This window comes from Pseudomonas sp. RAC1 (assembly GCF_030658255.1).
GTDB lineage: Bacteria > Pseudomonadota > Gammaproteobacteria > Pseudomonadales > Pseudomonadaceae > Aquipseudomonas > Aquipseudomonas boreofloridensis.
Window position 1 is genome coordinate 54,456 of sequence record NZ_JAUTXS020000018.1, and the last position, 13,829, is coordinate 68,284.

The 13,829-nt window shown below is 65.7% G+C and carries 11 protein-coding genes; 4 read left to right on the plus strand and 7 right to left on the minus strand.

All coding sequences use genetic code 11. The features are described from left to right. Nucleotides 1-118: 118 nt before the first annotated feature. On the plus strand, nucleotides 119-1,618 hold the full coding sequence (locus Q7C30_RS03970) for a sensor domain-containing diguanylate cyclase (protein ID WP_039575355.1): 1,500 nt from the start codon (nucleotides 119-121) through the stop codon (nucleotides 1,616-1,618). Here Q7C30_RS03970 and Q7C30_RS03975 read toward each other — a convergent pair. Continuing rightward, entirely contained in the window at nucleotides 1,615-2,091 is a 477-nt protein-coding gene (locus Q7C30_RS03975) for a PA2169 family four-helix-bundle protein (RefSeq protein ID WP_317870735.1), read from the minus strand. The two genes, Q7C30_RS03970 and Q7C30_RS03975, sit on opposite strands and share 4 nt — an antisense overlap. Nucleotides 2,092-2,309: 218 nt before the next feature. On the opposite strand from Q7C30_RS03975, the gene Q7C30_RS03980 reads away from it, so the two are divergent. Further along, nucleotides 2,310-2,531, plus strand: a complete 222-nt coding sequence (locus Q7C30_RS03980; RefSeq protein WP_317870736.1) for a DUF3820 family protein — start codon at nucleotides 2,310-2,312, stop codon at nucleotides 2,529-2,531. Between the two features lie 7 nt (nucleotides 2,532-2,538). Here Q7C30_RS03980 and Q7C30_RS03985 read toward each other — a convergent pair whose 3' ends face one another. Genes Q7C30_RS03985 through ptsP form a run of 3 tightly spaced genes read right to left on the minus strand, consistent with a single transcriptional unit; the run spans nucleotide 2,539 to nucleotide 8,078 of the window. Next, complete coding sequence (locus Q7C30_RS03985; RefSeq protein ID WP_317870737.1) at nucleotides 2,539-4,278, minus strand: PTS fructose-like transporter subunit IIB; 1,740 nt, start codon at nucleotides 4,276-4,278, stop codon at nucleotides 2,539-2,541. Then, on the minus strand, nucleotides 4,275-5,225 hold the full coding sequence (gene pfkB, locus Q7C30_RS03990; protein ID WP_317870738.1) for a 1-phosphofructokinase: 951 nt from the start codon (nucleotides 5,223-5,225) through the stop codon (nucleotides 4,275-4,277). The genes Q7C30_RS03985 and pfkB overlap by 4 nt, the downstream gene beginning before the upstream one ends. Then, nucleotides 5,226-8,078, minus strand: coding sequence for a phosphoenolpyruvate--protein phosphotransferase (ptsP, locus tag Q7C30_RS03995; protein ID WP_317870739.1), 2,853 nt, complete (start codon nucleotides 8,076-8,078; stop codon nucleotides 5,226-5,228). It lies immediately after the preceding gene. 278 nt (nucleotides 8,079-8,356) lie between these two features. On the opposite strand from ptsP, the gene cra reads away from it, so the two are divergent. After that, complete coding sequence (gene cra, locus Q7C30_RS04000; RefSeq protein ID WP_039575340.1) at nucleotides 8,357-9,349, plus strand: catabolite repressor/activator; 993 nt, start codon at nucleotides 8,357-8,359, stop codon at nucleotides 9,347-9,349. A 2-nt stretch (nucleotides 9,350-9,351) separates the two neighbouring features. Then, nucleotides 9,352-10,140: a TatD family hydrolase gene (locus Q7C30_RS04005; protein ID WP_317870740.1), complete on the plus strand. Its 789-nt coding sequence runs from the start codon at nucleotides 9,352-9,354 to the stop codon at nucleotides 10,138-10,140. A gap of 18 nt (nucleotides 10,141-10,158) precedes the next feature. Here the strand turns inward: Q7C30_RS04005 and ampE are convergent, their stop codons facing one another. From ampE to Q7C30_RS04020, 3 genes are all read right to left on the minus strand, one after another. Beyond that, nucleotides 10,159-10,989, minus strand: a complete 831-nt coding sequence (ampE, locus tag Q7C30_RS04010; protein WP_317870741.1) for a regulatory signaling modulator protein AmpE — start codon at nucleotides 10,987-10,989, stop codon at nucleotides 10,159-10,161. Next, a complete protein-coding gene (ampD, locus tag Q7C30_RS04015) occupies nucleotides 10,986-11,546 on the minus strand; it encodes a 1,6-anhydro-N-acetylmuramyl-L-alanine amidase AmpD (RefSeq protein ID WP_029614597.1) in 561 nt (186 codons plus the stop codon). Before ampD ends, ampE begins: the two co-directional genes overlap by 4 nt. Nucleotides 11,547-11,629: 83 nt before the next feature. Continuing rightward, complete coding sequence (locus Q7C30_RS04020; RefSeq protein WP_317870742.1) at nucleotides 11,630-13,771, minus strand: DUF1631 domain-containing protein; 2,142 nt, start codon at nucleotides 13,769-13,771, stop codon at nucleotides 11,630-11,632. Between the last annotated feature and the right edge of the window lie 58 nt (nucleotides 13,772-13,829).

Here is a 13,829-nt window from a genome sequence, read left to right on the forward strand (position 1 = left end):
ATGAAGCGCGCATTTGCGACAGACTGTCTTGTCCGACAATAGCCACTTGCCTACACTGTCGCCGCCGCTTGATAGCCCGACCCTCACGGCAAGAGGGGCTTATGCAGTCGCGAGCCTGATGTCGCACACTCGAATCCCGCGCCCCACCCTCTCCAGGCCTCACCCCGAACTGATCCTCAATCTGGGCAGTTGCCTCGCCGTGCTCGCGATAGTCGGCATCGTCAGTTACCTGCTGGGCCGTGAACGTGACAACGTCGAGCAATCGTCGATCCGCGCGTCGAGCAACATCGTCCAATTGATCGAGAGCGATATCCTCAATAACGCGGAGCTTTACGACCAGTCGCTCAAGGAGCTCATCTGGGCGGTGGGACGCAAGGATCTGGCGCAAGTGCCGAGTACCATGCGGCATCGGCTGCTGTTCAACCCGGCGCTGGTCGATCAGAGCCGTGGCGATGTGCTGTGGCTGGACGGGCAAGGCAATGTGGTCGGAGATTCCACCAGCCTGGTGCCGCGCAAAGCCAATTTCGCGGATACCGGCGTGTTCAAGGCGCATCGCGACCACCCCAACCTCGGGCTGCTCATCGGGCCGCCGTTCAAGGCCAGGCTGGGCGATCTGGATTGGTGCATCAGTTTCAGCCGACGCATTTCAGGCGCCAATGGCGAATTCGCGGGCCTGGCGACCGGCGCTCTGCGCCTGTCGTACTTCAGCGAGTTGTTCCAGCGCCTGGACATCGGCGAGCACAGCAGCATCAACCTGCTCAACACCAGCGGTCACTTGCTTGCACGAGAGCCCCTGGGGCCTGGACAACCGGCCATCGGCGGCGACTTCAGCCAGCAACCGAATTTCCAGCGTATCCTGCAAGAGCACAGCGGCAGCTTCAGCGCCCATTCGGAATTGTTCGACGAACAGCGCATGTACACCTTCGCCCGTGTAGGCGATCTGCCATTGATCGTACTGGTGGCGCACTCCTCCAGCGAAGTCTTCCAAGCCTGGCGGCGTACGGCGATCATCGTCGGGTTGGCCACCGGCGTGCTGTGCCTGGGCATTCTCTGGCTCACGCTGCTGCTAGGACGCGAATTGCGCCGCCGTCATCATGCCGAGCAAGGCCTTGCCACCCTGGCCGCCACCGATAGCTTGACCGGCCTGGCCAACCGCAGGCGGCTGGATCAGGTGCTGCGTCAGGAATGGGCTCGTGCACAGCGCAACCGCACGCCGTTGGCGGTGCTGATGGTCGATGTGGATCATTTCAAGGCGTTCAACCAGCGTCATGGTCACGCCGGTGGCGACCACGCCCTGCGTGAGGTGGCGCGCACTATCGAGTTGAGCATCCGCCGTCCGGCAGACCTGGCAGCACGGTATGGGGGTGAGGAGTTTCAGGTGGTGTTGCCGGAGACCGAGTTGGCCGGCGCTCGGCTGTTGGCAGAGCGTATCCGCCTGAGCGTCGAAGCATTGCCGCCGTTCGGAGGGGATGAGCGACCGATCACCGTGAGCATCGGCATTGGCCTGCATGAAGCCGGCACCCAGCACGACCTGACCAGGGTGCTGGGTGCCGCCGATGAAGCGCTCTACCGGGCCAAAGCCAACGGCCGTAACCGCGTAGAGGGACCCGCTATTTAAGACTTGGCGCGGGCAGCGTTGCGCAGAGTCTTGACTTGGTCGTGGTTACGCTGCACGCCTTGCAGCTGGCCGTCGACCAAAGTCAACGCATTGTGTGCGTTGGCAGTGTTGAGCTTGACCAGCTTTTCACGGGCTTCTTTGTAAGCCTTGAGCGCATGGTCCTCGCCCTCTTCGACGGTGTTCAGCACAGCTTCTTCGTCTTTGCCGGTGAACATCGATTTCAGGTTCAGCCAGCCACGGTGAAGGTCGCCGCTGAAGCTGGTGGAGGTTTCCGGATCGCCGCCCAGATGGCGCACTTCAGCTTGCAGTTCACGTGCGGCTTGGGCGCAGTCGAGTGCACGTTGCTCGAAGAATGCCTTCAGTTGAGGATTCTTGACATCATCGGCCGATTCCTTGAAACCCTTCTCGCCGTCTTTGCTGTACTCGATCAGGTTGTTCAGTACGTCGATCACGTCTTTGTTCGGGTTGCTCATGGCGTAACTCCTTGGCAGGTGATAGTCCCCCAAGAGGAGAGCAGCCTTCGTGCCAAGTCGAACGATAAAAATAAATCCTTTAATTTCAATAAGTTGAAATTAAAGGATAATTGCATGACTGCAGCGTTCTGCATGATCGCCGCTTAGGGGCTCGTGCAGATTGCAGGGTGGACCGAATGCTGTATGGTCGGCTTTCAACGCAAAGGACCGTAAGAAAGATGAAACACGAGCTCTTGCAACTGCTGGTCACTCGCTCCATGCCATTCGGCAAGTATCAAGGCCGACTCATCGCCGACCTGCCGGGTGACTACCTGGCCTGGTTCGCCCGCAAAGGCTTCCCGCCCGGAGAACTGGGCGGGCTGCTGGCCTTGATGCACGAGATCGACCACAACGGCCTGGGCGATCTGTTGACGCCGTTGCGCGCCAAACGGCGCGGTTGAATGTCGGTCAGTTGACCGACGCAGGCGCCACCACCAACTCCGCTTGTTCACGCTTCTTGAGCAGCGCATAGACCACGGCCGTCACCACACTGCCGGCCACGATCGCCAGCAGGTACAGCAGGGCATGGTTGATCGCGTTGGGAATCAGCAGCACGAACAACCCGCCGTGCGGCGCCATGAGCTTGCAGCCGAAGTACATCGACAGCGCACCGGTCAGCGCGCCGCCGGCGATGCTCGCCGGGATCACCCGCAACGGGTCTTTGGCCGCGAACGGGATCGCCCCTTCGGAAATGAAGCACAACCCCAGAACCAACGCCGCCTTGCCCGCCTCGCGCTCGCTCTGGGCGAACTTGCGACGCGCCAGGAAGGTCGCCAGGCCCAGGCCGATCGGCGGCACCATGCCCGCCGCCATGGTCGCGGCCATTGGCGCGTAGCTGGACGAGGCCAGCAGCCCGACCGAGAAGGCATAGGCCGCTTTGTTGATCGGCCCGCCCAAGTCCACGCACATCATGCCGCCCAGCAGCAGGCCGAGCAGGATGGCGTTGGTGGTGCCCATGCTGTCGAGAAAGCGCGTCAGCCCTTCGAGCATTGCCGCCACCGGATGACCGACCACGTAGATCATCACCAGGCCTGTGAACAGGCTGGCCAGCAACGGAATGATCAGGATCGGTTTGAGCGCTTCCAGGCTGCTGGGCAGGCGCGCCCAGCGACTGATCGCCTTGGCGCTGTAACCGGCCAGGAAGCCGGCGACGATACCGCCGATGAAGCCCGCGCCCAAGGTGCTGGCCAGCAGCCCACCGATCATGCCCGGCGCCAGGCCCGGACGGTCGGCGATGGACCAGGCAATGTAGCCGGCCAGCATCGGCACCATCAGCTTGAACGCCGCTTCGCCGCCGATCTGCATCAGCGCGGCAGGCAAGGTACCTGCCTCTTTGTAGGCTTCGATGCCGAAGACGAACGACAAGGCGATCAACAGACCACCGGCCACCACCATCGGCAGCATGAACGACACGCCCGTCAACAAGTGCTTGTACACCCCAGCCTTCTCGCCCTTGGCCGGCGCCTGGGCGCTGGCGGCGTCAGCCGTTTCGACACGCCCCTCGGCCAACGCCTTGTCCAGCGTGGCGCGTGCCTGCTTCAAGGCGATACCGGTGCCGCAGCGATAGATGCGCTTGCCGGCAAAGCGCGCGGTGGGCACTTCGATGTCGGCAGCCAACAGCACCACGTCGGCCTGGGCGATGGCCTCGGCCGACAGCGGATTGCGTGCACCGACCGAGCCCTGGGTCTCGACATTGAAGTCGTAGCCCAGGTCGCGCGCCGCTTGCTGCAGCGCTTCGGCAGCCATGAAGGTGTGCGCCACGCCAGTCGGGCAGGCGGTGACGGCGACGATACGCGGCGCGGCATGGACGTGCGCAGGCTCGGCAGCGACGCTGTGCTCCAGCACCTGGGCCTTGGCCGCCGCGTCGTCGAGGAAGTTTTCCCGGTCGGCCAAGGCCTGGGCCGGCGTGCTCTGGAACAGGCGCTTGCCGACGAAGCGGCTGAGGTCCACGGTCCCGGTGCTGACCACCAGCACCCAGTCAGCCTCGGCGATCTGCGCCGCACTCAGGCGTCGCTCGGGATGGTCGGCATCCCACACCTCGACGCTGGTGCTCCAGCCTCGACGCTGCGCTGCCGCCGCCAGCAGGCGCGCACTCAATACACTCGACACCTGGCCATTCGGGCAGGCGGTGACGATCGCGATGTTCATCGGCGAGCCTCTTGTTGTTGTTCGGTCAGTTGCACGGCGGCCTCCAACTGCGCGAGTTGCTCGCGATCAGTGATCCCGAAGCCAACCTGGGTCACCGCCTGGGCGGCGATGGCGGTGGCGCGGCTCAGGGTCTGGCCGGCGTCTTCGCCCAGTAGCAGCCCGTGCACCATACCGGCGACCAGCGAGTCGCCCGCGCCCACGGTACTGGCGACGCTGACCTTGGGCGGCTGGGCATGCAGGGTGCGCTCGGCGCTGAACCAGTTCACGCCCTGGGCACCCTGGGACACCACCACGTGGCCGACGCCGCTGGCGAGCAGACGCTGGGCCGCCGTCTGCTGGGCGGTGAAGTCTTCGACGCCACTGCCCGTCAGCTCAGCCAACTCGTCAGTGTTGGGCTTGATCAGCCAGGGGGCGGCCTGAAGACCAGCACGCAGGGCCTCGCCGCTGGTATCCAGCACCACTTTCAGCCCTTGCGACTTCAGTTGCTCCAGCAGGTGAGTGAACCACTGCGGGCTGATACCCCGCGGCAGACTGCCCGCCACCACCACCAGCGCATGTTCGCCCGCCAGCGCGGCCAGGCGTTCGAGCAGCTCGGCCTGGGCAGTTGCATCCACCTGCGGTCCTTGCCCATTGACGTCGGTGACTTGCCCGTGCGCTTCGACCAACTTGAGGTTGGTGCGGGTTTCACCGTCCACGCGTACGAACGCGTCGACAAAACCGCGCTGGGCAATCAGCGCCTCGAAAGGCTGCGGATTGTCGCGCCCGAGAAAGCCGCCGACGGTGATCTGGTGGCCGAGATCAGCCAGCACCTGGGCCACGTTCAGGCCCTTGCCAGCGGCGTGGCAACGCTGCTCCGTGGCGCGATTGACCGCACCGATGCGCAGGCGCTCGACGCTGACGGTGAGGTCCAGCGCCGGGTTGAGGGTCAGGGTGAGAATCTTGGCCATTCAATAACGCTCCACCAGCGCCCGTACTGCCTCGGCGCTGTCTTGTTGCAAGGCCTCGCGCGCCAGGGCGCAGGCCGTCGAGTAATCGGCCTGGCGGACCAGGGCCTTGACTTCGGCGATGCTACGCGGCGAAACGCTGAGCTCATCGACCGCCAGCCCCAGCAGCACCGACACCGCTTGCGGGTCGGCGGCCAGCTCGCCGCACACGCCCACCCACTTGCCTTCGGCATGGGCGGCGCGCACGGTCATGTCGATCAGTTGCAGCACGGCCGGGTGCAGGCCATCAGCCTGGGCCGACAGGCTCGAATGGCCACGGTCGATGGCCAGGGTGTACTGGGTCAGGTCGTTGGTGCCGATGCTGAAGAAATCCACTTCGCGAGCCAGTTGCGGGGCCAGCAGCGCCGCCGAGGGCACTTCGATCATGATGCCCACCTGCAGGTCGGCCACTGGGATGTCCTGGCGCAGGCGCTCGACCATGGCCTTGGCCGCTCGCCATTCGTGCATCTGCCCGACCATCGGGAACATGATGCGCAGCGGTCGGTCGTCGGCAGCCTGCAGCAGTGCGCGCAACTGGTCTTCCATGACCTGCGGACGCTGCAGGGTCAAGCGCACCCCGCGCACGCCTAGAAACGGATTGTCCTCGGCGGCGATGGGCCAGTACGGCAGCGGCTTGTCGCCCCCCACATCGAGGGTGCGCACCACCAGGGGACGCCCTTGCAGGCCATCGAGCACACGGCGGTACTCGGCTTCCTGGGTGGCCACGTCCGGCACCTGCGGATGGGCCATGAAGATCAGTTCGGTGCGCAGCAGACCGACGCCTTCGGCGCCCTGTTCGACCACTTTGTCGATACCGCTGCTGTCGCCGATGTTGGCGAACACTTCGAGGGCATGGCCGTCACGGGTCACTGCCGGCGCGTGACGCTGACTCCAGGCCGCCTGCAAGCGTTGTTCGCGCTGGTCGCGCTCGGCCAGCGCACGCTGCAACTCGTCGGCCGGCGGCGCCACGCTGACCTTGCCGCGCTGGCCATCGAGGAGCAATGCCGTGCCGGGCTCGAGCAACAGGATCGCTGCGCCCGCACCGACCACGGCAGGAATGCCCAGGGCGCGGGCGACAATGGCGCTGTGGGCGGTGGCGCCGCCATGGGCGGTGACGATACCGGCGACCCGCTGCGGGTCCAGGCGCGCCACGTCGGACGGCCCGACTTCGGCCATGACCAGCACGTAGGGCTGCTGCGGCTCAGCCTGCTCGGTCACGCCGCACAACTGGGCCAGCACCCGCCGGCCGACATCGCGCAGGTCGGCAGCGCGCTCGGCCAGCAAGGCATCGCGCAGGGCTTCCTGCTGGCTGGCGGCAGCCTCGATCACCGTCATCCAGGCCGCTGCGGCGCTCTCACCCTGGGTCAGGCGCTGATCCACTTCGTCGGTCAGGGCCGGATCGGCGAGCATTTCCTGGTGGGTGACGAAAATCTCCGCGATGGCCTTGTCGCTGCGCTGTACCAGCGCCTGCAACTCATCGTTAACCGCAGCCAAGGCAGCGCGCAGACGCGCGCGCTCCTGGGCGCAGGATTCGCCGCGCAGTGGGTAGTCGATCTCGCGTTCGACGCGCACGTGGGCCGGGCCACTGGCGATACCCGGCGCCGCACCGACACCCTGCACTTGAGTGCCCGGCAGCGGCGCCTGGAGGGTTTCGTGTACGGGCTGCGGGTCAAGCTCAGGCGTGCTCGGCAGCGGCTCGACGTCCTCGCCCAGGCCTTGCTCGATGGCCGCCAGCAGCACCGGCAGCGCGTCGGCGGCAATGCTCGGCTCGGCGATCAGCTCCAGTTCCTGTCCCCGGCGGGCGCCCAGGGACAACAGGCGGCTCAGGCTCTTGACCGAAACGCCAGCCTGACCGCTGTCGGTCACACGGATACGGATCTCGCCGTCGAACCCTTTGGCCAACTGCGCCAGTACCTTGGCGGGGCGCGCATGCAAACCGTGAGGGTTGGCCAGCATCACCCGGACACTGGGCCAATCGGCTGGCACCTCGCCGCCCAGCACCTGAAGCACATCGCGGCTGCTGGTGGCCTGGTAGAGGGTCTGACCCCGACCTTCGATGAGCACCTGGCACAGGCGCTCGAGCAACGCCTGGTGTGCAGCGCCCAGGCTGGCCAGGCAGAACAGGCCATTGAGCGGCTGGTCGCGGTGGCGCAAGGGCTGCTGCGGGGTCACGAAGGCCAGCCCTGGTTGCAGCACCTCGCGCTCGCTGTGCAACCACCACAAGCCCTCGCCCAGCGGCAGCGGCTCGGCCTGTTGCAGCAGCGCGGCAAAGCCACTGTCCACACACCCTGCGCGTTGCAGCAGGCGAGCGCCGCGCCAGGCCAGTTCGTCAAAGTCGTCGGCGGGCAGGTTCAGGCTGATCAGTTGGGCGTCCAGTTCCAGTTCGCGTGGTGCGCCCTGCAACAGCTTGAGCAGCGCGTCGGCGGAACTGGCGCGTCGCAGCGCCTCGGCCAGGTCGGTTTCACCCAGGGCACGGGTGAGCAGTTGCAGCAGGCGCAAGTGCTCGTCCGAGCGCGCGGCGATGCCGATGGCAAGGTAGACGATCTGACCGTCGCCCCAGTCGACGCCGTCGGGGAACTGCAAGAGACGTACACCGGTGGCGAACACCAGGTCGCGGGTCTGCGGCGTGCCATGGGGAATGGCGATGCCCTGACCGAGAAAGGTGGAACCTTGCGCCTCGCGGGCCTGCAACCCGTCGAGGTATCCCTCGGCGACCAGACCATCGGCGACCAACCGGTCCGCGAGCAGGCGCAGCGCCGACGCTTTGTCGACGGCCACCTGGCCCATGGCTATCTGCTCATTGGCGAGCTCGAGCATGACCCTCTCCTTTTGCAGTACCCGCAGTCGGGAACTGAGGTTATTGTTGTGGGATTCAACGTATTTTTCATCCTGGGGCTTTCAGGGCAGACCCCAATTAACGGATGCTGAAACGTTTAACCTGACGAGGCCGCCACGTTACTCGATAATCTGCGTGGGAAAAAGCCCCAGTTTGTCGGAACAATTGCGACAATGGTCGCCTGCACTTGGACACAATTGCGGGTAAGACTACCTCACCACGCGTCTCCGACTGCCTCGGTAATAACAAGGAAAATGCGGTGAAACTCAGCGATATCGCACGTCTGGCCGGTGTCTCCGTGACCACTGCCAGCTATGTCATCAACGGCAAGGCCGAACAGCAGCGCATCAGCAGTGCCACCGTCGAGCGGGTGCGCGCCGTCGTCGCAGCCCATGACTTCACACCCAATCCCCAGGCTGCCGGCCTGCGCAGCCGTCACACGCGGACCCTCGGCTTCATCTTGCCGGACCTGGAAAACCCCAGCTATGCGCGCATCGCCAAGCAACTGGAGCAAGGCGCGCGTGCCCGTGGCTATCAGTTGCTGATTGCCAGCAGCGACGACCAGCCCGAAAGCGAACGTCAGTTGCAGCAGTTGTTCCGCGCCCGCCGCTGCGACGCGCTGTTCGTCGCCAGTTGCCTGCCGGCCGAGGACGACAGCTACCGCGAGATGCAGGCCAAGGGCCTGCCGGTGATCGCCATCGACCGCTGCCTGGACCCCGAGCATTTCTGCTCGGTGATCAGCGACGACCACAATGCCAGCCGCCAGCTCACCGACAGCTTGCTGCTCACCGCGCCGCGCAGCATTGCGCTGATCGGCGCACGCCCGGAACTGTCGGTGAGTCAGGCCCGTGCGGCAGGCTTCGACGACGCCTTGCAGGGCTTCGTTGGCGAGGTGCGACGCCAAGAGGGCGAGGCGTTCAGCCGCGCCTGCGGTCAGCGACTGATGCAGGCGCTGTTGGACGAATTGGGCGGCCTGCCCGACGCCTTGATCACCACCTCGTACGTGCTGCTGCAGGGCGTGTTCGATGCCCTTCAGGCACGCGGCAGCGAAGCCCGGCAATTGCAGTTGGGCACCTTTGGCGACAACCAGTTGCTGGACTTCCTGCCGCTGCCGGTCAACGCCATGGCGCAGCAACACGGGCAGATCGCCGCCACTGCCCTGGAACTGGCGCTGGCCGCCATCGAGCAGAAGCGCTATGCGCCAGGGGTGCACGCGGTGGCGCGGACCTTCAAGCAGCGCATTGCGGTCTGAGCATGCGCCTGATCGACACCCACACCCACCTGGACTTTCCCGACTTCGACGCCGACCGCGAGCGCCTGCTGGCCACCGCGACGGCGCGGGGCATCGAGCGCATGGTGGTACTGGGGGTTGATCAGCAGAACTGGCAACGGGTGTGGAACCTGGCCTGCCATGACACGCGCCTGCCCGCGGCGCTGGGTCTGCATCCGGTGTACCTCGCCCAGCATCGCCCGGAACACCTGACGCAACTGCGCCAATGGCTGGAGCGCCTGCACGGCGATCCGCGCCTGTGCGCCGTCGGCGAATTCGGGCTGGACTATTACCTTCCAGCGCTGGACAAGGCGCGCCAGCAGTCGCTGTTCGAAGCGCAGTTGCAGATGGCCTGCGATTTCGACCTGCCCGCCTTGCTGCACGTGCGCCGCAGCCACGCCCAGGTGATCGCTACCCTCAAACGCTACAGACCGTCACGCGCGGGCATCGTCCATGCCTTCGCCGGCAGCGCCGAGGAGGCGCGTGAGTACATCAAGCTCGGCTTCAAGCTGGGCCTCGGCGGCGCCGCCACCTGGCCCCAGGCGCTGCGCTTGCGCAAGACACTGCCGCGTCTGCCGCTGGAGAGTCTGGTTCTGGAAACGGACGCGCCGGACATGGCACCGGTCATGCACCCAGGCGTGCGCAACAGCCCCGAGCACCTGCCGGACATCGCCCGCGCCCTGGCCGACATCATGGGCGTCGAGGCGCAGGTGCTGGCCGACGCTACCCGCCGCAACACCTGCGAGCTGTTCGGCTGGCCGCACGACGACTGACCGGCGTCGCCCCGGTGCTCACAGCAGCACCGTCCACAAGGCGAACCCGGCATACCACAACACCGCACTGCGCAGCAGCAGTTCCCACAGACTGTCCAGACGCGCCAGTGCGCTCTGCGCCTCTTCCTGCTCAGGAATATCGTCGGCCACCCTGCCTACGCGAGCGATCAGTTGCCCGGCACTGAGGTGCCAGTTGAGCAACTCGTGCAGCATCACCCGCATCACCGCTACGAAGTTGCCGACCAGCGCGAAACTCAGCGCCAGCACCCGCACTGGTAGCCAGTCCATGAGGTGACGCAATTGCACCGCACGCGCTTTGAGCGCGGGCTGATGAGCGTGGGCGGCGCTCAGGGCGAGCAACCGGTAGCCGAGCGCCGCGGCCGGCCCCAGCAGGACATACCAGAAGATCACCGCGAAGAAGCTCTGGTAGGCCTGCCACAGCAGGTTGCCCTGCACCCGGACCAGAAGGTCGCGCGGGTCGTCTGCGGCCAGGCCCAGGTCGCGCTCGGCCACATGCAGGGCGGCCTGTTCGTCGCCGCGACGCCAGGCATCGCGAAACGGTCCGAGGGCCGCCTTCGCATCGCCGCGGCCGAGGCTGTAGAGCAGGACCAGCAGGTGCACCGGCAGCGCCAGCAAGCCATAGGCCACTGGCTGCAGCACATACAGCAGCAATGCCAGCAGCAGCACGGGCGCCAGCACCAGCAGCACCAGACTCCAGTCGGCCGACACGCGTCCTCGGCGCTCCAGACGCGCCAGTTCGGCGAGGAAAAAGCCGTCTCGCTGCAGACGATGGCGCCATGCCGAGAACTGCTCGACCCAGAGGATCAGGACCAACACCAGAAAACTCATACCGCATCCTCGTTCAGCGCGGCGCGGTAACGCCGCCAGTCGAAAGCCGGGCCGGGGTCGGTCTTGCGCCCCGGCGCAATGTCGCTGTGACCCTGGATGCGCTCCAGATCGATCGCCGGCCATTGCTGGCGGATCTGGCGCGAGAGCTGGACCAGAGCGTCGTACTGGGCATCGGTGTAGGCCAGCGCATCGGTGCCCTCCAGCTCGATGCCGATGGAAAAGTCGTTGCAGCCTTCACGGCCGTCGAAACGTGACACCCCGGCATGCCAGGCGCGGTCGAGCAGCGACACGAACTGGGTCACGGCGCCGTCGCGTTCGACGAACAGGTGTGCCGATACGGTCAGGTGCGCGATGCTGTCGAAATAAGGATGCTCGGCCGGATCGAGGCGATTCTGGAAGAACTGTTGGACTTTGCCGGTGCCGAAACAGGCTGGCGGCAAGCTGATGTTGTGAATCACCAGCAGGGAGATCGCCTCGCCGAGGGGACGGGCGTTGAAATTGGGCGAGGGGCAGTGAGTGACACCGCTGAACCAGCCGCTGGCGCGGTCCAATTGCATGAGGCAGATCCTGAAAGACGCCGGGAACAAGGCATCAGTATGCCCCGGCCAGATGACGCGTGCATGTGAATGATAGCCCCGGCTCAACGCACTTCGGCTGAACGCAGCTCTTCCAGCACGGCCTCCAAGGCGCGCTCGAACAGCAAGCCGTCATCCAGCACCCGCGCCTCGCCTCGGCGCAGCGCCAGGGCCAGGCCAGCACTGCTCCATTCGCGCACTTTCATGCCGGTGCGATTGGCGAAGACCAGCCGATCGCTCCCTTCGACGCGTGCCACCAACTTGCAGCGCAGCGGCTCATCTTCGTCATGCAACTCGACCCAAGTGCCCAGGCGCAGGCGCCTGACCTGCTGCAACTGCAGGCTGTGCGCCGCCAGCGGCGGTACGCAACTGCCGGCCGGCTCCTCGGCGATGGCCAGGATGATCGGCTCACGTATCCGGACCTCGTCGATCTCGCCCTGCCATTGACCGGGCTCGGCGCAAGCGCGCAGGTGCAGACGCTCCAACTCCATGAAGAACGCCCGTTGTACGGCCGAGTCCAGCACCACCCCGGCCAGGCCATCGCGCAAGGCCTTGAGCAGGCCGGGCAACTGCTCGATCAAACGTTGGCGCGCCGGGGGCTGGGGCCGCACGGTGATGCTCTCGAGCAAGGCGTCCAGTGTCGCCAGACCGTGCTCCCAGGCTTGCGAGCCTTCGCCATGCTTGAGCCAGGCGAGCAACAACACCTGACTCCAGCACTCCATCAGCATGGTCTGCACCACGCGTGGCACCAGGCGCCCGCGCAAGCGGCGGTCGAGTTCCAACTGGACCTGTCGACGCGCCTGCAACGCACGCGCCCGCCCCTGTTCGGCATCACGGGTGCGCTGTTCCAGCAACTCGCTGCGCCGACGCTCTTCTGCGCTGAACTGCAGGAACTCCTCGAGCACATCGTTAACGACCTGCAGGTCGTCGTCGAAATCGCTGAGCAGGCGCTGGATGACACGTTCCATCCGCGCATGCAGCGCCTCGCCGGCGCCCTCCCAGTCGATGGCCATGGCGGCGATTTCGTTGAGCAACCGACGCGCGGGATGACTGGTGCGGCTGAACAGACTTTTGTCCAGCAAGGCCACCTTGAGCAGGGGAAGGTGCAGACGGACCAGCAGCGCCCGCAGGGCTTCGGGCAGGTTGTCGTCGCGACGGACATGATCGAACAACAGTCCGATGAGGTTGATCAAGTCTTCATCGTCCGTGGCCAGGCGCCGCCGGGTGCCACTGCGTACGCCAATGCGCAGCAGCAGTTGCTCCAGTTGCTGGCCGAGATCGAAATCATCGGCCTCGACCGGTTCCGGCAGGTAGTGCTGCAAGTGCGTGAGCAGGCGCAACAGGTCCGCAGTACCGATCGCCTGGGCCGCCGCCACGCTCTGTACGCGTGGGGCGAGGCGACCGCGACGGGGCGCCAGCAGGTCCTGCAGCGATGCAAAGAAGGCCTGTCCGGCGCTGTCGGCATCCAGGTCAGGCCCGCCAATCAAAGAGGTCGGACCGCAGCGTCCGACCAGCGCCCGATCCTCGACGCGCCGACGCGGCCCCGGCGCCAGATGCCCAAGCACGCCGGCGGCGGCCAGCAATTGGTTGGCTTGCGCGTACAGCACATCGACATCGCGTAGCACGTAACGCTCGAACAATTGCAGCAGGATCAGTTTGACCCGCTGGCCCACGCCCAGCTCGCGGCCCGCATCGAGAAAATAGCGGCACAGACAGGCAGGCCCGAGGGGATTGCCGTGCACCTGCACGGGCCGGTCGAGCAGCGCGGTGAAACGCTGGCTCAGTTGTTCCAGGGCGAACCCATCGCGCGCCAGCACGCGCTCGACCATCGCCCCGACTGCCAGGGTGCGCTCGCGCGAGGGTTTGCCGATGGCCAGGTCGAAGTTTCCCAGCGGGTCGATCTGACCGAGTTGCAGGAAGGTGTCGTGAAGGGTGTCGAGAAAGGCGCGCTCGATACTTTTACGCTTGAGCCGCAGATCGCGCATGGCTTCGAAATACAGGTGCTGCGGATCGCCACCGCCGGCCTTGTCGGCCATCTCGAAGAGGGTGTCGTCGGCGTTGTCGAACAACGCCTGGAGCCCCTGGCGCAAGTGCAACGCGGCTTTGTCACGCACTTGCAGGAGGACCATGGGAAGGCCAGGCAAGGGCGCTGGCCGCCTGCTGTCGAGGGTCACCCCGAAGGGGCCCACCCTGCCTTCATCGCGCATCCCGAACTCCTTGCTGGGTATTGATCGACAGTCGAATTCGATTCGTCAAAGCGATGAC

Bases quoted from the DNA above. Each gene is read 5' to 3' on its own strand.
- pfkB (WP_317870738.1), bottom strand. From the start codon at position 5,225: ATGGCCAAGATTCTCACCCTGACCCTCAACCCGGCGCTGGACCTCACC.
- ptsP (WP_317870739.1), bottom strand. From the start codon at position 8,078: ATGCTCGAGCTCGCCAATGAGCAGATAGCCATGGGCCAGGTGGCCGTC.
- Q7C30_RS03980 (WP_317870736.1), top strand. From the start codon at position 2,310: ATGAAACACGAGCTCTTGCAACTGCTGGTCACTCGCTCCATGCCATTC.
- Q7C30_RS03970 (WP_039575355.1), top strand. From the start codon at position 119: ATGTCGCACACTCGAATCCCGCGCCCCACCCTCTCCAGGCCTCACCCC.
- Q7C30_RS04005 (WP_317870740.1), top strand. From the start codon at position 9,352: ATGCGCCTGATCGACACCCACACCCACCTGGACTTTCCCGACTTCGAC.
- Q7C30_RS03975 (WP_317870735.1), bottom strand. From the start codon at position 2,091: ATGAGCAACCCGAACAAAGACGTGATCGACGTACTGAACAACCTGATC.
- Q7C30_RS04020 (WP_317870742.1), bottom strand. From the start codon at position 13,771: ATGCGCGATGAAGGCAGGGTGGGCCCCTTCGGGGTGACCCTCGACAGC.
- ampD (WP_029614597.1), bottom strand. From the start codon at position 11,546: ATGCAATTGGACCGCGCCAGCGGCTGGTTCAGCGGTGTCACTCACTGC.
- ampE (WP_317870741.1), bottom strand. From the start codon at position 10,989: ATGAGTTTTCTGGTGTTGGTCCTGATCCTCTGGGTCGAGCAGTTCTCG.
- Q7C30_RS03985 (WP_317870737.1), bottom strand. From the start codon at position 4,278: ATGAACATCGCGATCGTCACCGCCTGCCCGAATGGCCAGGTGTCGAGT.